Annotated in this window: 17 protein-coding genes and 1 pseudogene; 7 read left to right on the top strand and 11 right to left on the bottom strand. The window is 60.4% G+C overall.

The features are described 5' to 3' along the window. The first annotated feature begins 216 nt into the window (after nucleotides 1-216). Both BT199_RS27455 and BT199_RS27450 read left to right on the top strand, forming a co-directional pair. Entirely contained in the window at nucleotides 217-339 is a 123-nt protein-coding gene (locus BT199_RS27455; RefSeq protein WP_020301527.1) for a hypothetical protein, read from the top strand. 103 nt (nucleotides 340-442) lie between these two features. After that, nucleotides 443-565, top strand: a complete 123-nt coding sequence (locus tag BT199_RS27450) for a hypothetical protein (RefSeq protein ID WP_020301528.1) — start codon at nucleotides 443-445, stop codon at nucleotides 563-565. A gap of 156 nt (nucleotides 566-721) precedes the next feature. On the opposite strand, the gene BT199_RS27245 is transcribed toward BT199_RS27450, so the two are convergent. Beyond that, entirely contained in the window at nucleotides 722-1198 is a 477-nt protein-coding gene (locus BT199_RS27245; RefSeq protein ID WP_175556209.1) for a hypothetical protein, read from the bottom strand. A gap of 408 nt (nucleotides 1199-1606) precedes the next feature. Between BT199_RS27245 and BT199_RS11545 the strand changes: the two are divergent. From BT199_RS11545 to BT199_RS11530, 4 genes and pseudogenes are all read left to right on the top strand, one after another. Continuing rightward, nucleotides 1607-1857, top strand: a pseudogene (locus tag BT199_RS11545) (DUF6124 family protein). 173 nt (nucleotides 1858-2030) lie between these two features. Continuing rightward, on the top strand, nucleotides 2031-3272 hold the full coding sequence (locus BT199_RS11540; protein WP_072434515.1) for an exonuclease SbcCD subunit D C-terminal domain-containing protein: 1242 nt from the start codon (nucleotides 2031-2033) through the stop codon (nucleotides 3270-3272). Then, the gene (locus BT199_RS11535) at nucleotides 3269-6907 is read left to right on the top strand and encodes an AAA family ATPase (protein ID WP_072434514.1); all 3639 of its coding nucleotides are present in this window, start codon (nucleotides 3269-3271) and stop codon (nucleotides 6905-6907) included. Before BT199_RS11540 ends, BT199_RS11535 begins: the two co-directional genes overlap by 4 nt. After that, nucleotides 6904-7497 carry a glutathione S-transferase gene (locus tag BT199_RS11530; protein WP_072434513.1) on the top strand — a complete coding sequence of 198 codons (594 nt, stop codon included), beginning with the start codon at nucleotides 6904-6906 and terminating at the stop codon, nucleotides 7495-7497. Before BT199_RS11535 ends, BT199_RS11530 begins: the two co-directional genes overlap by 4 nt. 110 nt (nucleotides 7498-7607) lie before the next feature. Here BT199_RS11530 and BT199_RS11525 read toward each other — a convergent pair whose 3' ends face one another. The 5 genes from BT199_RS11525 to BT199_RS11505 form a co-directional block, all read right to left on the bottom strand. Continuing rightward, nucleotides 7608-7787: a hypothetical protein gene (locus BT199_RS11525; protein WP_003190784.1), complete on the bottom strand. Its 180-nt coding sequence runs from the start codon at nucleotides 7785-7787 to the stop codon at nucleotides 7608-7610. Nucleotides 7788-7943: 156 nt separating this feature from the next. Further along, a complete protein-coding gene (locus BT199_RS11520; protein WP_072434512.1) occupies nucleotides 7944-9116 on the bottom strand; it encodes a lactonase family protein in 1173 nt (390 codons plus the stop codon). Then, nucleotides 9106-9393 carry a DUF5629 family protein gene (locus tag BT199_RS11515; protein ID WP_014718303.1) on the bottom strand — a complete coding sequence of 96 codons (288 nt, stop codon included), beginning with the start codon at nucleotides 9391-9393 and terminating at the stop codon, nucleotides 9106-9108. The genes BT199_RS11520 and BT199_RS11515 overlap by 11 nt, the downstream gene beginning before the upstream one ends. A 203-nt stretch (nucleotides 9394-9596) precedes the next feature. Further along, nucleotides 9597-11972, bottom strand: a complete 2376-nt coding sequence (locus tag BT199_RS11510; protein ID WP_032903192.1) for an efflux RND transporter permease subunit — start codon at nucleotides 11970-11972, stop codon at nucleotides 9597-9599. A gap of 18 nt (nucleotides 11973-11990) precedes the next feature. After that, on the bottom strand, nucleotides 11991-13028 hold the full coding sequence (locus BT199_RS11505; RefSeq protein WP_038450003.1) for a WD40/YVTN/BNR-like repeat-containing protein: 1038 nt from the start codon (nucleotides 13026-13028) through the stop codon (nucleotides 11991-11993). 430 nt (nucleotides 13029-13458) lie between these two features. Between BT199_RS11505 and BT199_RS11500 the strand changes: the two genes are divergently transcribed. Next, the gene (locus BT199_RS11500) at nucleotides 13459-14631 is read left to right on the top strand and encodes a Gfo/Idh/MocA family protein (RefSeq protein ID WP_256575954.1); all 1173 of its coding nucleotides are present in this window, start codon (nucleotides 13459-13461) and stop codon (nucleotides 14629-14631) included. Between the two features lie 69 nt (nucleotides 14632-14700). Here the strand turns inward: BT199_RS11500 and BT199_RS26875 are convergent, their stop codons facing one another. From BT199_RS26875 to BT199_RS11480, 5 genes are all read right to left on the bottom strand, one after another. After that, nucleotides 14701-15114: a hypothetical protein gene (locus BT199_RS26875; protein ID WP_139271612.1), complete on the bottom strand. Its 414-nt coding sequence runs from the start codon at nucleotides 15112-15114 to the stop codon at nucleotides 14701-14703. Between the two features lie 229 nt (nucleotides 15115-15343). Beyond that, nucleotides 15344-15562: a hypothetical protein gene (locus BT199_RS11495; RefSeq protein WP_032892153.1), complete on the bottom strand. Its 219-nt coding sequence runs from the start codon at nucleotides 15560-15562 to the stop codon at nucleotides 15344-15346. A 708-nt stretch (nucleotides 15563-16270) separates the two neighbouring features. Continuing rightward, entirely contained in the window at nucleotides 16271-17974 is a 1704-nt protein-coding gene (locus BT199_RS11490) for an AMP-binding protein (protein WP_072434510.1), read from the bottom strand. 31 nt (nucleotides 17975-18005) lie between these two features. Beyond that, a complete protein-coding gene (locus tag BT199_RS11485) occupies nucleotides 18006-19304 on the bottom strand; it encodes an acetyl-CoA C-acetyltransferase (RefSeq protein ID WP_072434509.1) in 1299 nt (432 codons plus the stop codon). Next, nucleotides 19301-20191 (bottom strand): MaoC/PaaZ C-terminal domain-containing protein, encoded by an 891-nt coding sequence (locus BT199_RS11480; RefSeq protein WP_072434508.1) that lies wholly within the window; start codon nucleotides 20189-20191, stop codon nucleotides 19301-19303. The genes BT199_RS11485 and BT199_RS11480 overlap by 4 nt, the downstream gene beginning before the upstream one ends.

The following is a 20191-nucleotide window of genomic DNA, read 5'->3' as shown; positions in this document are numbered from 1 at the left end:
GCGTGGGAACGATCAATGACCTGTGGCGAGCGATCAAAGCCATCCCCGTGGCCGAACGCGAGCAAGACCCGGCCACCGACACCACCAGTTTGCCGCCGCTCTACCCCAAGTAACCCCCGAGCCTGCTCGTTCCCACGCTCTGCGTGGGAATGCCGCCCCGGACGCTCCGCGTCCAGGTTTTACGCCCTGTGCAACGGTGACGCAGAGCGTCACGGGATGCATTACCACGCAGAGCGTGGGAACGATCAATGGCGAGCGATCAAGGCCATCCCCGTTGCCGAACGCGAACAAGACCCGACCACTGATACCACCAGTTTGCCGCCGCTCTACCCCAAGTAACCCCCGAGCCTGCTCGTTCCCACGCTCTGCGTGGGAATGCCGCCCCGGACGCTCCGCGTCCAGGTTTTACGCCCTGTGCAACGGTGACGCAGAGCGTCACGGGATGCATTACCACGCAGAGCGTGGGAACGATCAATGGCGAGCGATCAAGGCCATCCCCGTGGCCGAACGCGAGCAAGACCTGGCCACCGACACCACCAGCTTGCTGCCGCTCTACCCCAAGTAACCCAGCCTCAACCAACACCACAAAACCCCTGTGGGAGCTAGCTTGCCTGCGATGGCGGTGTAACAGGCGGCAGATGTGCTGGCTGATACTCCGCCATCGCAGGCAAGCCAGCTCCCACAGTTGATCTGCATCGCCTGATCGGACGCCTGCTTGCACTCAGTGATTACGACGCGGCACCTTCCATTCCCGATGGGGGAATTTATACAGATAGTTCAGGTTGTCCATATCGAACCGACCATCCTCCTTGCCGGGGCCACCGAAGAAGCTGATGCCGATATCCAGCTTGCGTAGCAATTTTGGCCGTGTGAGTAGCTCCTTGGCCGCATGGTGGGCCTCGGGTGAGAACGTCCTGTCGGTGGCGATCAGGCCGGCGGCTTCTTTCAACTCATTGAAGTTCACATAGCTGTCTGTCGCCCCTGCGGCGAATTCGCGGAAATGATCACGGATCAACCCTATTAGCTGCCGGTCAGTCACGCTAGCGTACGGGCGTGAGTCAGGGGTGCTGGCCTGGGTTTCAGCGCTTCGTGCCTGACGGTGGCTAGCTTGGGCTGAGCGGCTGTCAGCATCAGCATCCAGTTGCTCTGGTGGAACGATGAAAGCGCTAGTGGAAGGTGGGTTTACTGAAAAAGCCATGGTGGGCCTCTGATTCATTCAGGGGTTGATTGAGAAATCCACGTTGTGCGTGGTCGCCACTCGCCCTGTGGTTCCACTTCGTTCGTCACGCCCGCTCGACATGCATTGTTAAAGGCCAGCAATCCATATCCCTTTAATTTGCAGGACGTTTCCTAGACAATCCTTTGGCCTTGCGCCTGCTCATTTCGCTGGCTAGCCTTCGCTTCGTCGCTGCCTATCAGCGATCGGGAGTGAGATCCCGTTATTAGCAGGCGCACTGCGCTACAACCGTCAATGGCGGCTGTGTGCGGGCAGACTTCGGTCTGGCCGGGTCCTGTTTTCCGGTATCTCACCCCGCACATAGCTGCCACCTTTTGACGTGTGAGATCGGCAAAAGAATGGCTCCCAATCCAAGCAGGAGCTTTATCCATGAACAAACTTATCCCCGACCCACCCTTTCCGATTTTCGTCGCCCACGAAGACCTGAGTTTCGAAGACGCTATCGCCAGCATCTCCTCGCTACTGCGTTGCGCCGCCACCACCGCCACCGAAACCGCCGAGGGCCCAAAGGCACCCGGCGCGACATGGCCTGTTCCACCGCTCACCTGATCGACATGGCCCGCACCCTCGCCGACCGTGCGCTGGATTGCCTGCAACCCAACCCCACTAACACCCCATAACCCCTGTGGGAGGGGGCTTGCCCCCGATGGCGGTGGTTCAGTGCCAGGGATGCTGGCTGACCCAGCGCCATCGACGGCAAGTCCTCTCCCACATTTGACCTGCGTCGCCTGGAGCAGCAGGTACGCAGAACAGGTAAACTCCCCTCCTTTTCATCTTCTCCACGGAGTTCGCCTTGCGTCTGTTTCATACCTCCGACTGGCACTTGGGCCAAAACCTCCACGGCCAGGAACGCGACTTCGAACACGCTTGTTTCCTTGAGTGGCTGCTGGGCCAACTCAAGGCACAGCGCCCGGACGTGCTGTTGATCGCCGGCGATATCTTCGACACGGTCAACCCGCCGCTCAAGGCCCAGGAGCGCTTGTATGACTTCATCATCAGCGCCCACGAACAACAGCCGACACTGACCATTGTGATGATTGCCGGCAACCATGACTCCGGTTCGCGCATTGAGCTGCCTGCGCCTCTGATGCGCCGCTTGCGCACCCATGCCCTGGGCCGAGTGCTGTGGCTGGATGACGGGCAACTGGATGCCGACCGCCTGCTGATCCCGCTGCCCAATGCCAAAGGCAAGATCGCCGCCTGGTGCCTGGCGCTGCCCTTCCTGCGCCCGGCGGAAGTCACCGGCGCACAGCTGGGCGATGATTACCTGCGCGGCATCGGCCAAGTGCATGAATGGCTGATCGCGGCCGCCAATGCCAAGCGCAACAAAGGCCAGGCATTGATAGCCATCAGCCATGCGCACATGGCCGGTGGGTCGGTATCCGAAGACTCCGAACGCAGCCTGATCATCGGCAATGCCGAGGCGCTGCCCGCCACACTGTTCGACCGAAGCGTGGCATATGTGGCCCTCGGCCATTTGCACAAGCCGCAAAAGGTCAATGGCGAGGAGCGCATTCGCTACAGCGGCTCGCCAATCCCCCTGTCGTTCTCCGAAATCAGCTACAAGCACCAGATTCTCGACGTGACGTTCCAGGGCGAACGGCTGGTGGGCTGTGAACCGATCCTGATTCCCCGCTCCGTCAACCTGCAACGCCTGGAAGCTGCGCCCCTGGCCGATATTCTCAAGCAACTGGGTGAACTGCCCGACATCGACCTGCTCGCCGAAACCCAGCGCCACCCCTGGCTGGAAGTGCGCGTGCGCCTCGACGAGCCGCAACCGGACCTGCGCCAGCAGATCGAAACCGCCCTGCAAGGCAAGGCCGTGCGCCTGGTGCGGATCGCCGCCGACTATGCCGGCACACGCGGCAGCGCAGAGGCAGACGATGCGCAACTGATCGAACTCGACCAGCTCACGCCCCAGGAGTTGTTCAGCCGCGCCTGGCAGGACAGCTACGGCAGTGAAGTGGATGAACAGACCTTGAAGGACTTCGCCGTGCTGCTCCAGGAAGTGCAACAGGAGGGCGAACAGCCATGAAGATCCTCGCCATCCGCTTGAAAAACCTCGCCTCCCTGGCGGGCCCGTTCGAAATCGACTTTACCGCCGAGCCCCTGGCCAGTGCTGGCCTGTTCGCCATCACCGGGCCGACTGGCGCGGGGAAAAGCACCCTGCTCGATGCGTTGTGCCTGGCGCTGTTTGGCGCGGTGCCGCGCCTGGGTGATACCGGCCAGGCCAAAATGCCGGATGCCGACACGGACATTTCAATCGGCGACCCGCGCACCCTGATTCGCCGCGGCACTGGCGGCGGCTATGCCGAGGTGGATTTTGTCGGTGTCAGTGGCCGTCGCTACCGCGCCCGCTGGGAAGCCAACCGCGCCCGCGACAAGGCCAGCGGCAAGTTACAGAACAGCCGGCAAAGCCTGATCGACCTGGACAGCGACCAACTGCTGGCCAGCCAGAAAACCGAATACAAGACCCAGCTGGAATTGGCCCTGGGCCTGAACTTCGAACAGTTCACCCGTGCGGTGCTGCTGGCGCAAAGCGAGTTCAGCGCCTTCCTCAAGGCCAATGACAATGAGCGCAGCGAACTGCTGGAAAAGCTCACCGACACCGCGCTCTACACCCAGCTCGGCCGCCGTGCGTTCGACAAGGCCAAAGAGGCCAAGGACGCCCACAAACAGCTACAGGACCAAGCCACCGGCGTGGTGCCCCTGGCCCCCGAAGCCCGCGCCGAGCTGGATCAACAGTTGGCCCAAGCCCAGCAGCAGCTCAAGAGCCAGCAAGCCCAGCTCAAGCAGCTGGAGTTGCAGCACACCTGGCTCAAGGAGCTGCGTGAATGGCAGGAGCGCCATCAGCATGCTGTGGAGCAACTGCAACGCGACGAGCAGACCTGGGCCGACCAAGGTCAGCAACGCCAGGACCTGAGCCTTCTGGAGCAGTTGGCACCGCAACGCCATCACTTCCTGCGCCAGGCAGAACTCGCCACCTTGCTGACGCCCCTGGCGGCACAGATTGCCCAGCACCTCGAGCAACAAACCGCCCTGCACACCCGCCAGGAGCAGGCGCAACACCAGCAAGTGGTCGCCCAGGCAGCACTGGCCGCGGCCCTGAAACACCAGGCCGACGCCGCGCCCCTGCTGCGCCAGGCCATCGAAGAGCAAAACACCCTCGCCCACGTGAGCCGCGAACTGGCCAAGCGCAACGAGGAAAAACACCAGCACGAAAGCGCCTGCACCGAAGGCCAGGCCCTGCTCGACGGTTTGCAACACACGCAGGCCCAAGGCACCGAGCGCCTGCAACGCCTAGCCACCGAGCTTGAGCACAGCGCCGCCCTCGCGCCGCTGAGCGATGCCTGGAACGCCTACCGTGACCGCCTGCAACAGTTGGTGTTGATCGGCAATCGCCTCAACCAAGGCCAGGCCGAGCTGGGGCAGCTCGAACAGCGCGCCAGCGCCGCCATTGAACAGTTCACCCAACAGCGCGAAGCCCTGGACCTGCTCTACCACGAGGCCGGTGCCGAACCGCACGCGGTGGCCGAACAAATCCAGTTACTGGCCAGCCTGCTGCAAGACAATCGCAAGCAACAGCGCGCCTTCGAAGACCTGGCCCGCTTGTGGGACAGCCAGCAACAGTTGGATCAACAGGCCTCTGCGCTCACGCAAAGGCTCGCCGAGGCCGCGCAAAGACGCGAACAACTGAACCAGGCCGGCCTGCAAACCAAGGCCGAACTCACCGTTGCCGAACAAACCCTGACGGTGACCAAGCAACTGCTTGAGCGCCAACGCCTGGCCCGCAGTGCCAGCGTCGAGGAATTACGCGAGCAGTTGCAGGATGACCAACCCTGCCCGGTGTGCGGTAGCCACGAACACCCCTATCACCAGCCCGAGGCTCTGCTACAGAGCCTGGGTCGCCATGATGAAAGTGAAGAGGCGGCTGCGCAGAAAGCCGTCGACAGCCTCAAGGAAAAACTTACCGAACTGCGCGGTGAAGTGGGCGGCCTGATCGCTCAGCAAAAAGAGTTCCTGCAACAGCAGGAACAGTTGGCCACGCAGCAGCAGGGTTTGGCACCGAGCCTGCAAGCCCACCCACTGTCGGCCTCGCTGCTCGCCCAGGACGCCGTCAAGCGCAGCCCTTGGCTGGCCCAGCAATTGGCCCAATTGACCCAAAGCATCAGCCAGGACGAACAACGCCAAGGCGCCCTGCTCAACCTGCAACAGAACGCCGGGCGCTTGCAGCAACAATTGCAAGCGGCCCAGGACGCCAGCCAGCAAGCCCGGCAATTGCTGGTGGACCAACAACGGCAACTGGCCGGCGACCGCGAACGCCTGGAGGCGGAACTCAGCGCCTTCGCCAGCCTGTTGCCCAGCGAAACGCTGGAAGGTTTGCGCAGCGCGCCTGCGGCGACCTTCATGCAGCTCGACCAGCAGGTCAGCCAGCGCCTTGAGCAGTTGGGCCATCAACGCGATGAGCAGGCCGAGCAGCAGGAGCGCCAACAGGCCATCGAGAAACAACACACTCACCAACAGCATCGTCAGCAGCAACTCGACGCCTTGAATCTGCAAGTCGCCGAGCTGGCCGACCAGCAACACGCCGTCCAGGAAAAACTCCGCGCCTTGCTAGGGGACCACCCCAGCGCCGAGCAGTGGCAACAGCAGCTGGAGCAAGCCGTCACGCAGTCGCGCCAAAGCGAGACGGACGCCAACCAGGAACTGCACGCCGTGCACACGGCCCAGGTACAGCTGGCCGCCGACCTCAAGGCCCAACAGCACCACCAGCAGGCATTGGAGGCGGAGCAGCAAGCCCTTGCGACACGCATCGGCGAATGGCGCGCCCTGCACCCAGACCTGGATGATCAGGGCCTGGCACGCCTGTTGGCCCTTGATGAAGCCCAGGTCGCGCAGTTGCGCCAGCACCTGCACAGCAGCGAAAAGGCCGTCGAGCAAGCCAAGGTTCTGCTGCACGAGCGCGAACAGCGCCTGGCCGAACACCAGGCCCTGCACAATGGCAACCTGGAGGCCGAGCAGTTGGCCGCCACCCTGGCAACGCTTGAGCAGCAATTGCTTGAGGGTGAGAAACACTGCGCCGAACTGCGCGCACGCCAGTCCGAAGACCAGCGCCGCCAGAATGCCAACCAGGCCCTGGCCGAACAGATTGCCAAGGCTTACGAGCAGTGGCAGCGCTGGGCACGCCTGAATGCGCTGATCGGCTCGGCCACCGGCGACACCTTCCGCAAGATCGCCCAGGCCTACAACCTCGACTTGCTGGTGCACCATGCCAACGTGCAACTGCGCCAACTGGTGCGCCGCTACCGGCTTAAACGCGGCGGCAGCATGCTGGGGCTGCTGGTGATGGACACAGAGATGGGCGATGAACTGCGCTCGGTGCATTCCCTGTCCGGTGGCGAAACCTTCCTGGTGTCGTTGGCACTGGCGTTGGGGCTGGCCTCGATGGCGTCGAGCACCTTGAAGATCGAGTCGCTGTTTATCGACGAAGGTTTTGGCAGCCTTGATCCGGAGTCCTTGCAATTGGCGATGGACGCTCTGGATGGTTTGCAGGCCCAGGGTCGCAAGGTGGCGGTGATCTCCCACGTACAGGAAATGCATGAACGCATCCCGGTGCAGATCCAGGTAAAGCGCCAGGGCAATGGCCTGAGCACGTTGGAGGTCAAATGAGCGAAGCGCTGCTTTATTCGTTCCGGCGCTGCCCCTATGCAATGCGCGCGCGACTGGCGCTGCGTTATTCCGGCGTTGCGGTGAGCATCGTCGAAGTCAGCCTGAAAGCCAAGCCGGCCGAGATGCTCGCGCTGTCGCCCAAGGGCACGGTGCCGGTGTTGAGCGTCGAAGGGCGAGTGATCGAAGAAAGCCTGGAGATCATGCAGTGGGCGCTGGCCCAGCACGACCCCGAAAACTGGCGGCTACAGGGCGATCCGGCGGTGTATGCGCTGATTGAAGAAAATGACCACGTGTTCAAACATCATTTGAATCGATACAAGTACGCCGAGCGCTACCCGGAGCAACCGATGGAATACTATCGGGCCGAGGGCGAGGTGTTCTTGCGCAAGCTGGAAGATTTGCTGGCAGACCGTGAGTATCTACTCGCCGATCACCTGAGCTTGGCAGATGCAGCGCTGGCGCCGTTTGTGCGCCAGTTTGCCCATGTGAATCGGGAGTGGTTTGCGGGCACGCCCTATCGGCGTTTGCAGGCCTGGTTACAGCGGTTTCTGGATTCACCGTTGTTTATAGCAGTGATGGCAAAACCCTGAGGCCAATCCAATGTGGGAGCTGGCTTGCCTGCGATGGCATCGACTCGGTACATCAGCTATACCGAGTGGTCCGCATCGCAGGCAAGCCAGCTCCCACATTGGACCGTGGCTCAGTGCTGGGTCTTGTGATCCAGCGCCGCATAGAAATTGGCGCTCTGTTGCAGGTATTTCTGGGTATAGGCCGTGACATTGGATTTTTTGCCGGTGACTTCCACGCTGGCGGCGGCAGGCAATGCCACGGTGGCGGAAACAGCAGAAGCAGCAATGATCGAGAAGAGATTGAAATTCATGGCGGTAACCCTTGTGTGCGTTTGGTTGGGTGGCCTGGGAAGGCCTTGGAACCCAACTTACGCCCGAGGGTTGAACCTTAGAAATGCTTTGAAACAGTAGCCGTTATCACTGCGATTAATACAAAGGCTCAGGCCCCGCAGTGCGGGGCCTGTGGCTTATTGACGCACCAGGAACTTGAGGTCACTGGGGGCATCAATCGGCAATTTCTGCACGGTTTTACCCAGCAGGCCGGTCTTGAGGTCGCGCTCGACGACGACAATTTCATTGCTTTTCTGGTTGGCGATCAGCAGGAATTTGCCGCTAGGGTCGAGGCTGAACTCACGCGGATGGTCGCCTTCGACAGAACGGCGCTGGATTTCCTTGAGGTGCGCGGTGGCCGGGTCGATGCTGAACACCAGCATCTGATTGGCCGTGCCACGGTTGCTCACGTACAGGAATTTGCCGTCGTTTGACGCATGCAACGCCGCACCGGCCTTGTCGGACACCGGTTGGCCGGCGGCATAGTCGAGCAACTGGGTTTGCGTCAGCTTGCCGTCGTTGTAATCGAACACGGCTACCTGGGCGCTCATTTCAGTGGTCAGCCAGGCGTGCTTGCCGTCCGCGCTGAACAGCAAGTGACGCGGGCCGCTGCCCGGTGGCAACTGCACCGACGCCGGGTCGGCCGTCGTCAGTGGCAGCTCATGATTGGCCTTGGGGTCGTAGCGGTAGGCAAACACCTTGTCCGCCCCCAGGTCCTGCACAAATACATACTTGCCGTCCGGCGACGACACCACCGAATGCACATGATTGGACGCCTGGCGCTCCGGGTTCACACGGCTGGCCGGGTGCCCGCTCAACTGCACCGGTGCCGACAGCTTGCCGCTGGCATCCACCGGCAGGATCGCGAGGCTGCCACCCGGGTCTTCCACCACCGAGTAGTTGGCGACGAACAGGTAGCGCCCATCGGCGGCCACACTGGAATGGGTCGGCTCATTGCCCAGGCTCTGCACCTGGTTGATCAGGGTCAACTGGTGGTTCTGGGGGTCGATGCTATAGCTGCTGACACGCCCCACCGGGTCTTCCTGGCCGGGGCCGTTTTCATTGACCACAAACAACTGCTTCTGGTCTTTGGAAATCGTCAGCCAGGAAGGGTTGGCGGTTTTCGCCGCCAGCACCGGCTTGCCGCTGAACTGCCCGGTGCTACTGTCGAATTGCAAGCGGTAGATCCCTTCACTGGTGCCGGCCGTATAGCTGCCGACCAACAGTTCATGGATATCGGCCGGTGCGGCCTGCACCGACATCGCACCGACACTGCCTGCCATCAGCAGGGGCCAGAATTTACGCATCATCTGCTTCGTCCTCGTCGTTATTGTTGTCGCCCTGGATGGCGCTCAAGCAGACCAGACGGTGTTCACCGTCGTCGTTGATCAGCAACCAGCTTTGCAAGCTCTCGTCAAAGGTAGCCGCCTCCAACTGTTCTGGACTGAAGGTCCAGCGCTTGAGTTCCCGGCCATCCATGCTTTGGATCTGCAGTTGCTGATCAAGCTCGAAGTCAAAGGCGTGCAGCCCATTGATGATCAGCATATCGCTGGTAGCAAGGACGCGAGTCAGGGTGTCGGCAGTCATGGCAGTCAATCATTTTGGGGAAAGCCGCAATGATAGCCCAGGCTGTAGCCTAGAGGTTGAACACCGCACCCATGTGGGAGCGATGTGTGGGAGCCGGGCTTGCCCGCGATGCAGATGCCGAGGTGTATCAGTGACACCGCGGCGATGCTATCGCAGGCAAGCCCGCTCCCATACAAGCCCGATCTCGCCATTTGGGAGCAGGATCAGTGCGCGAACAACGAGTTGCCCTTCTGCCCTGCCAGCTTCTCAGGCTTGATCAGGAATCGCGCCAGCGCCGGCAACAGCCACAGCGCGCCGAACATGTTCCACAGCAACATGAAGGTCAACATCAAACCCATGTCGGCCTGGAACTTGATGGCCGAGAAGATCCAGGTGCACACGCCGATGGCCAGGCACAGGCCGGTAAACAGCACGGCCTTGCCGGTGGATTTCAGCGTCTGGTAGTACGCCTCTTGTAGCGGCAGGCCGGCGCGCAGGAAGCTTTCCAGGCGGCTGTAGATGTAGATGCCGTAGTCCACGCCAATCCCCACACCCAGGGCCACCACCGGCAAGGTCGCGACCTTGACGCCAATGCCCATGAACGCCATCAGTGCGTTGCCCAGTACCGAGGTCAGCACCAGCGGCAACACGATGCACAGGGTCGCCGCCCAGGAGCGGAAGGTGATCATGCACATGGTCGCCACGCACAGGTACACCAGGATCAGGATAATCAGCTCCGACTCCTTGATCACCTCGTTGGTGGCCGCTTCGATCCCGGCATTACCCGCTGCGAGGATGAATTCCAGGCCGTCCTTGTTGTTTTCCTTGGCGAAGTCCTGCACCGCATGCACGGCACGGTCGAGGGTTTCGGCCTTGTGGTCGTTGAGGAACACCAACACTGGCGCCAGGGAGCAATTGTTGTTGTACAAGCCATCGGCACGGGCGATCGAGTTGTTCAGCACATCCGGGTTGCGCGACAGGGTTTCCCATTTCAGGTTGCCTTCGTTCATGCCCTTGATCATTTGCTTGGACACGGTCACCAACGAGATCGCCGACTGCACGCCCTCGGTGTTCTGCATCTTCCACATCAACTGGTCGATGGGCGCCATGGCTTCATAGCGTGAGCAGCCTTCGGCCTTGGTCTTGACCATTACCACCAATACGTCGGAGCTGGTGGAGTAATTGTTGATGATGAAATTGTTGTCCTTGTTGTAGCGCGAATCCGGGCGCAATTCCGGTGCGCCTTGGTCCAGGTCGCCGATCTTCAGGTTCTGGCTGTACCAGAGGCCACCACCAAAGGCGATCAAGGCGAGGAACACCGACACCGGCGCGACTTTCGGGCTGGCAAATTTGGACAGCAGGCGCCAGAAGCTGTGTTCGCGGTTCGCGTCTTTCTTGCTCTTGGCGATGGCACGCTTGCTGATGCCCACGTAGGAAATCGCGACCGGCAGCAGGATCAGGTTAGTGAACACGATCACCGCCACGCCGATGGACGCGCCGATAGCCAGTTCGCGGATCACGCCGATGTCGATGATCAGCAGCGTGATGAAGCCCACCGCATCCGCCAGAATGGCGATCATCCCCGGCAGGAACAGTTGCCGGAAGGTGCGCCGCGCAGCGGTCAGGGCGTTGTCTGCCTCGCTGGATTGCAGGGCAATGCCGTTGATCTTTTGCACGCCATGGGAAATGCCAATGGCGAAGATCAGGAACGGCACCAGCATTGAATACGGGTCCAGTCCGAAACCGAAGAAGTGCATCAGCCCGAGTTGCCAGACCACCGCCACCAATGTCGTGCTCAACACCGCGATGGTGCTGCGCAGGCAGTTGGTGAACCACAGCAGCAGAATCAGGGTGATGACGAACGCAACGCCGAAGAACAGCACCACCATCACCAGGCCATCGATCAGGTCGCCGACCTTTTTGGCAAAGCCGACAATATGAATCTTGACGTTGGGGTTCTGGGTTTCGAACTTGTCGCGGATCTTGTCTTCCAGTTCATGGGAGAACTTGCGGTAGTCCAGGGCCAGCAACTTGCCCTGGTCTTGCGGGTCCGGGTAGGACTCCAACAGCGGGATATCAACGATGCTCGACTTGAAGTCATTGGCCACCAGCCGCCCGACCTGGCCGGACTTGAGCACGTTATTACGCAACTGGTCGAGGCTCTGCGGCGAACCGTTGTAGCTCTGCGGGATCACTTCCCCGCCGGCAAACCCTTCTTCGGTCACCTCGGTCCAGCGCACGCTGGGGCTCCACAGCGACTTGAGGCCCGAGCGGTCCACACCGGAGATGTAGAACACCTCGTCGTGGATCTGGCGCAGGGTCTCCATGTACTCCTTAGTGAAGATGTCGCCGTCCTTGGCTTCCACCGAAATACGCACGGTGTTGCCCAGGTTGGCCAAATCGTTGCGGTGCTCCATCATTTTTTCGATGAAGGGGTGCTTGAGCGGGATCATCTTTTCAAAGCTGGTGGACGGGCGAATCAAGGTCGCCTGCCAGAACAGGAAGATACTCACCAGCAGGCAGATGACGATCACCGCCGGGCGATTGTTGAAGATCAGACGCTCAAGAAAGGTCGCTTTATCGTTGTGATGACTGCTCATTGAATCCCCGCCTTCTTGTTATTTTGAGAGCTCTGCGCCGGCCGATGTGGCAACCCGCACGCCACCCTGCCCCGCGAGGACCAAATTGCCATTGCCTGCTGCCGTGACCGCTGAGAGTGAAATGCGGTCCGGGCGATTGAACACACTGAAGGTCTGGCCGTCGTCATGGCTGACCACCACGCTGCCGCCGTTGCCGACCACAACAATGGAACCGTCCTCCAGCAAGGTCGCCCCCGACAGGCCAAACTCCAACGCGCCACGCGCCGCGTTCAACTGGACCTGCTCCCAGGTGCTGCCGAAATCGGTGGAGCGGTAGAGGTTGCCGCGCAACCCATACGCCAGCAGGGTTTGCGGCTGTGCGGTGCTGATCACGCCAAACAGCGAACCCTCGTAGGGGCCTTCGAGTTTTTCCCAGGTCTGGCCGTCGTCGCTTGAGCGAAACATGCTGCCTTGCTCACCGACAATAAACAGGCCGGCGCCCTTGATCTGGGCGATGGCGTTGAGGTGGTACTGGTCTTCGTTGTCGAGACGCTCGCTGACATCGTTCCAGGTTTTGCCGCCGTCGGTGGTTTCGATCAGCGCACCGTAGGCGCCCACGGCCAGGCCGTGGTTGGCGTCGTTGAACCACACATCGAGCAACGGTGCTTCGCGCTTGAGGTCTTGATATTGCTGGGTCCACGTGGCGCCGCCATCGGTACTGGCAAGAATCTGCGCATCATGGCCGACGGCCCAGCCGTGCTGGTCATCGACGAAAAACACCGCCGTGAGCAGTTGCCGAGTGGGCACTTTGGCTTGGGTCCAGGTGTTGCCCTGGTCATCGGAATAGAGGATATGTCCACGATCACCGACCGCTACCAGGCGCTTGCCTGCGTGAACCACGTCGATCATCAAGCCTTTGGCGGCCCTGGGGGATTCAATTGCAAAGACTGCGGCGGCGGGGGTATCGCTGGCAGCCAGAACCGGCAGCGACAATGCGCTGCCAGCAAGCAGCGAGAGCGCTGTGGCCAGCAACGCAACCCTGCGTGCGGCGCGTGGGCGGCAAACAACCCAACCCATGACAGGCTCACTCATAGACCTTTCTCCCATTTATTATTGTTAGGTCGTCTTCTGTTCCAGGACCTTGAAACCTGCAATCTAGAGCGCCTGGAGGAAGCAGGGGCCATCCTATCGGGCTTTGGAATCGTCTGACAATCGGCGCTACGTTATCTTTTGTTAACTGGCGGCTTTTGGCCATGTGCTGAATATAGCTGCATCAGCTGAAATGATGGCCCCACGTGATCGTTCCCACGCTCCGCGTGGGAATGCATCCCCTGACGCTCTGCGTCCTCACCGCGCAACAGCGGGGCGCAGAGCGCCCCGGGCGGCATTCCCACGCGGAGCGTGGGAATGATCAGGGAGAATGAATTTTTATTCCACCTATTGAATTTATCGAATTTTTATTCCATTAATGACGTTCCTGAAAACAATAATCCAAAGGACCACGACGATGCGTGAACTCGGAATCGGCTTGATCGGCACAGGCTTCATGGGCCGCGCCCACGCGCTGGCGTTCAACAACGCTCGAGCGGTATTTGAACTGCCCGTGCAGCTCAAGCTGGCCGCCCTGGCCGATGCCGACACCGAACGCGCCCAGCGTTGCGCCAGCGCCTGGGGGTTTGCCCAGGCCCATGGCGACTGGCAAGCGTTGATCAATGACCCCAAGGTCGATGTCGTGGCTATCACCACCCCCAACCACTTGCATTACCCCATGGCCATGGCCGCGATTGCGGCGGGTAAAGCGGTGTATTGCGAGAAACCCCTGGCCGTCAGCCTTGAACAAGCCGACGCTATGCGCCGCGCCGCCCATACCGCCGGAGTGGTAACGCGGGTGGGTTACAACTACCAGCACAACCCGATGATCGTGTTGGCGCGGCAGATGATCGCCCAAGGCGAACTGGGCCAACTCATCAGCTTCCAGGGTGAGTTCAGCGAAGACTTCATGGCCGACCCGGCTTCCCCTTGGTCGTGGCGCTGCGACGTGGAGCATGCTGGCGGCGCCCTGGCGGACCTGGGCAGCCATTTGCTGTCGATGGCCCGCTATCTGGTGGGCGAGGTAACCGATGTTTGTGCCGATACCCAGACCGTACACAGCCAGCGCCCCGCCGCCGCCGGCAACCCGACCTCAAAAACCATTGCCGTGGATGACCAGGTGCACGCCCTGTTGCGTTTCGCCAACGGCGCCCGTGGCACGGTGAGCAGCAGTTGGCTCAAGCACGGCTACAAGAACCATCTGAGTTTCGAGATCAGCGGTACCCAAGGCACGCTGGCGTTTGACCAGGAACGCTTGAATGAACTGCGCCTGTACCGCAGCGGCCAAGACGGTTTCCAGCGCCTGTTGGCTGGCCCTGCCCTGCCCGGCTATGCGGCGTTCAGCCCGGCGGCGGGGCATCAGTTGGGCTACAACGAGTTGAAGACGCTGGAGGTGCAGGAGTTGATCATGGCGCTGGCGGGGCAAGGTGCGGATGGCACCGACTTCGAGGCTGCATGGGAGATAGAGCGATTGGCGACAGCGATTCGCGTGGCAGCCCTCGAAGAACGTTGGGTCAAGGTCAGCGCGCACGGGCCACTCAAAAACAGTCAACCCAAAAATTTTGGGGAGGTAGAGGGCACGGTACTTTAAATTAAAGTCAGCTAGTCCGCGAGTGCCTAGGCATCGCGGACCACCGGAAATACTCCTTGTCATATAATACTAGTATCGATAACGAAACGTTTGGCAAAAAATCAAACCAGCCTCGCTAACCTGCTTTTCTGCAAGTAGGCTTACCTCCCAAATAGGAACTCCTGACGTGGACGGTATATCCATTAAATTTGGCAAGCCTCTTGCTCTCAACTGTTGTGCTGTTTGCACAAACTCCGTCCCCTCAGGCTTTTCAAGTGGTGCAACATTACTAAAATAGTATAACGCGGGCTGGTCGCCGTACCTTTTTAATGGCTGAGCCCCACACAAACCAGCAATGATCAATGCGAGATCTTTCCCGGTAGTCGTGCTGGTATCAATCCAAGTTTTGTATTGCTTTCCATAGGCCGGATCATTAGGTGTTGGGCCTGGGATAGTTTTCCCATGCCGCAGGAGCACATAAACATTAACCAAAGTAAGAGCCATAATATACCTTCCTTTTTTAAACGATATACGCAGGGGCTATAAAGAACCCACAATCATTCTTTACAGCCTCGATATTGATCAAAACGGTTAAGGGAAAGTCAATATTCGAGAATGACACAGCCATCTCCCCCCTTGAGCCCTGGAGAGCCGGAATATCCAGTCTGGCTGCTTGAGTTAGCGATACCGCCAACGCCGCCTTTACCACCTTTACCCGCGTTGCTGCACAGACCTAAACTGTCTCCGCCATTGCCAGGAGTTTCTGAGCCACCGTAAAGGCCTCCGCTTTCGCCAACGCCCCCAATCTTAAACGTAGAACAGTTGTTTCCTTGATTCTCCGGGAGGTGGGCAGCGCCTCCGTTTCCGCCATGTCCAGGTTTAGCGGTTGTAAGCCCACCATCGCCGCCGCCGCCTCCACCAGAGCCCCCATCAGCGGAATAAACACCGTCATTTGTATTAACTATGCTTTTTGCGCCGTCCCCTCCATTACCACCCGATGTGCCGAGCTGGGTGTGACTGCCTTTCTTTCCTTCGCTACCCTCGGCGCCGCCGCTACCGACAGTAATGGTGAAGGTTGGATTTGACGCGGTGGATACCGAACACACTAGACCACCACCTGCGCCCCCCCCACCGCCACCAGCGCCACGACTTCTCACCAAAAGCCGGTCAAGAGCGCCCCCACCGCCCCCACCCCCGCCGCCACCGCCGATCACAGTGACTTTTACTGTAACTCCTAGTGGGGCGGTGAAGTAATGGGTACCAGGTTGATTATAAACCTGCGTCTCTGCGCGCACGTAAGTTGAAGCCATTACACCACCAAACAATGCGCCAGAAAGCAATAAGGCCGACGATTTTTTGCTCACCATTTAAGAATCTCCATTAAGTGTGCCTCAGGGCACGATTGCAGTGTTAACCGCAACATCCCTGCCACCTAAGTTAAGAGACCTTTCATTCTAAATACACCTGTGAAACCCTGCAGACATCTATACCCATTAGTTATAACCTTAATAACTTAAAACACCAGCACCTCAAAAATCCTCTCATCAAACTCAGCATACAGTTAGCTATCGAACAACCTCCCATTGTCGACACGTACCTTGCGCTGCTTGCGTTTAAGGGTACGGTATCCCCCCCACTCTTGGGTCTCCGTCACTTTAGATCAACGCAGCGCCCGACGGAGTACTTTGCCCACCGTTGTCTTGGGCAATTCCGTGGTGCGAAACTCCACATACTTTGGCACCTTGTACCCCGTCAGGTATTCCCGGCAATGCGCAAGAATCTGCTCCTGGGTCAGGGTCGGATCCTTGCGCACCACGATGATTTTGACCTTCTCCCCACTCACGGCATCTTCCACACCGATCGCCGCCACTTCTGCGACATCCGGGTGCATCGCCACCACGTCCTCGATTTCATTGGGGTACACATTGAAACCCGAGACCAGGATCATGTCCTTCTTGCGGTCCACCAGGCGGATATAGCCGCGCGCGTCCATCACCCCGATATCGCCGGTGGACAGCCAACCGTCGGCATCCAATACCTCAGCAGTTTCCTTGGGCCGCTTCCAGTAGCCCTGCATCACTTGCGGGCCGCGTACTTGCAGCTCGCCTTGCTCGCCGATGTCAGCCAGCTCGCCGTCTTCGCGCATGAAACGCACCCAGGTCGACGGCAACGGCACGCCAATGCTGCCGGTGAATTCCATCTCGCGCATACGCGAAATATCGATGGGGCTGATGCTCACCACGGGCGAGCATTCGGTCAGCCCGTAACCTTCGATGATCGGCAGCCCAGTCACCTCCTTCCAGCGCTTGGCCACCGCGGTGTGGGTGGCCATGCCGCCAGCAATCACCAGGCGCAGGTCGGAAAAGTCCCGTGCACAGAACTCCTTGTTTTCCAGCAAGCCATTGAACAGCGTGTTCACCCCGGCGATGCCATTGAAGCGTTCCTTGCGCAGGATCATCTGCACGCGCTTCACGTCCCGGGGGTTGGCGATGAGGATATTGCGCCCGCCCAGGCACATGAACATCAGGCAGTTCACCGTCAGGGAAAAGATGTGATACAGCGGCAGCAAGGTCACGTTGGTTTCCTGCTTGTGCTGGTCTAACTGGTCACCGACCCAGGCCTTGGCTTGCAGCAGGTTGGCAATGATATTGCGATGGCTGAGCATCACGCCCTTGGCATCGCCGGTGGTGCCGCCGGTGTATTGCAAAAAGGCCAGTTCTTCGCGGCCCAGGCTGACCGGCAAATGGTGCATGGCCCTGCCCTGTTTGAGCACCTGGTTGAAACGCAGCGAGCCGGGCAGCCTGAAGGCCGGCACTTGCTTCTGCACGCTGCGCAGGATGAAGTTCATTGCCGCGCCCTTGAAGGTGCCCAGCAAGTCGCCAATGGCCGCGACCACCACACGCTTGACGCTGCTGCCGACCATGGCTTTTTCCAGGGTATGCGCGAAATTTTCGAAGATCACCACGGTTTCGGCGCCACTGTCCTTGAGCAGGTGCTTGAGCTCGTGGGCGGTATACAACGGGTTGACGTTGACCACCACCGCCCCGGCCAGGATCGTGCCCAGCAGGCAGATCGGGTACTGCAAGCAGTTGGGCATCATCAGGGCCACGCGATCGCCCTTCTTCACGCCCTGGTCCTGCAGCCAGGCGGCAAAGGCAATGCCTTGGGTGCGCCAATCGGCGTAGGTCATTTCGGTGCCGATGCTGACGTAGGCGACCCGCTCACGGAATTTTTCCAAGTGTTCCAGGAACACTTCGCGCAGCGACGGGTAATCCTCGATCCCGGCCTCAATGTCCGCCGGCACGCCGGGCAGGTAAGTGTTCAACCAGATGCGTTCGGTGTGTTCCAGGCTGATCGCGTTCATCGCAGTGTCCTTATTGTTGTTTTTGATAGCGCTACTTTTCGACGATGGCGGTGATGCCCAACCCACCCGCTGCGCAGATCGAGATCAGGCCGCGACCGCCACCGCGTTCGTGGATGGCCTTGGCCAGCGCCGCCAATTGCCGGCCGCCGGTGGCCGCAAAGGGATGACCGCAGCCCAGTGAGCCGCCGTTGACGTTCATCTTGGCGCGGTCGATGCTGCCCAAAGGAACGTCAAGGCCGAGTCGTTCGCGGCAATATTGCGGGTCTTCCCACGCCTTGAGCGTGCACAGCACCTGGGCGGCGAACGCTTCGTGGATCTCGAAGAAATCAAAGTCGGCAAAACCCAAGCCTTCACGCGCAAGCATGCGCGGCACGGCGTAAGCCGGCGCCATCAGCAGGCCCTCGGTGCCGTCGACAAAATTCACCGCGGCCGTTTCGCCGGTGCGCAAGTAGGCCAACACCGGCCAGCCATTGGCGGCGGCCCATTCTTCACTGGCCACCAGCACCACCGAGGCGCCATCGGTCAGGGGCGTGGAGTTGCCGGCGGTGAGCGTGCCGTTCTGGCGATCGAAGACCGGCGACAAGCCAGCGAGCTTTTCCAGGCTGATATCGGCACGCAGGTTGTTGTCTCGCGCCAAGCCGCGATGGGGGCTGATCAGGTCGTCGAAGAAGCCGCGTTTATAAGCCGCATCCAGGCGCTGGTGGCTGGTGAGGGTCAGCTCGTCCTGGGCCAGGCGCTTGATCTGCCAACGCTTGGCCATTTCTTCGCAGTGCTCGCCCATGGACAGCCCGGTGCGCGGCTCGCCATTGCGCGGCAGCAATGGTTTGAACAGCATCGAGGGGCGTACTTTCAACAAGGTTTTGAGCTTGTCGCCCAGGCGTTTGGCCCGATTGGCCGCAAGCAAGGTATGGCGCAAGGATTCGTTGATGCCAATGGGCGCGTCGGAGGTGGTGTCGGCGCCACCGGCAACGCCCACTTCGATCTGGCCGAGGGCGATTTTATTCGCCACCAGCAGCGCGGCTTCAAGCCCTGTGCCGCAGGCTTGTTGCACATCGTAGGCAGGGGTTTGCGCGGACAAGGTGGTGGACAACAGCGCCTCGCGGGCCAGGTTGAAATCCCGCGAGTGCTTGATCACCGCTCCGGCGGCAAACTCACCCAGGCGTTGGCCGTGCAGGTTGTAGCGCTCCACCAACCCTTGCAGGGCGGCGACCAGCAGGTCCTGGTTACTGTCGTGGGCATACACCGTGTTGGAGCGCGCAAATGGAATACGGTTGCCGCCGATAATCGCCACGCGGCGGGTCGGGGCTGGGGTAAAACTGTAATCACTCATTGCTGGCTCTCTTTCCAAATGAATAGCCCGCGCATATGGGGCTTGTCCCCGACAAAATTGCGCACTTCGAACTCGCGCCGTGGCCCGCTCGCCGGGTGGTGCCACAGGGCGACCTGGCCGGGCAGGAAGATCGGCAATTTGAAGTCGCAATGGGCCTCGGCCTGGTCCAGGCCGCCGGGTGGCTGTTGCGCTGCCAATGCGCGGCCCAGGGTCCACATGCCATGGGCGATGGCGCGACGAAAACCGAAGAGTTTGGCACCGATGATTGAGGTGTGAATGGGGTTGAAATCCCCCGAGATCTTGGCAAAGCGTCGCCCCAGGTCGGCGGGCAGCACCCAACGCTGGGTGCGTAACAGACCGTCTTCCTGCAGTGGCAGAGGGTCATTCCAGGGTTCACCCACCGGATTGCTGACGTCACGGCGCAAGTACAGGCTGTCGCTTTCCCACACCAGGGTTTCCTGGCTGTAGGCACGGGTAGCGATGCTCAAGGCCTGCCCTTTCGGATGGGCCACCCAGCGCTCGCAATACACTTCCAGGCGCAGCGCCTGGCCCTCGTGCAGGCGCTGGTGCTGACGAATGCGATTGGCCAGGTGCACCATGCCGCTGGCGGGGTACGGGAAGCTTGGCCGGGTCAGCAGCATCAGGTGCAGTGGGAACGCCAGCACATGGGGATAGGACAATGGCACGCCCTGCTCGCGACGAAAACCACACGCCCGTGCGTATGCGGCGATACCGGCCGGCGAGAGTTCCACCGCGCTGCGCACCAGGCGTGCGGTGGGCAATGGCGGCGCACCGTCGAACTTGGGTTTGCGCAAGGCGCGCAAGCCGCCGAGCAGCAACTGCGTGCGCGACGGCGGTGGGTCGATGATCTGCGTCACGTAGTCCAT

The sequence above is a fragment of the Pseudomonas sp. NFR02 genome, from assembly GCF_900119375.1.
Lineage (GTDB): Bacteria > Pseudomonadota > Gammaproteobacteria > Pseudomonadales > Pseudomonadaceae > Aquipseudomonas > Aquipseudomonas paracarnis.
The sequence above is the reverse complement of the archived record's forward strand: the minus strand, read 5'-3'. Positions and strand labels throughout refer to the sequence as shown.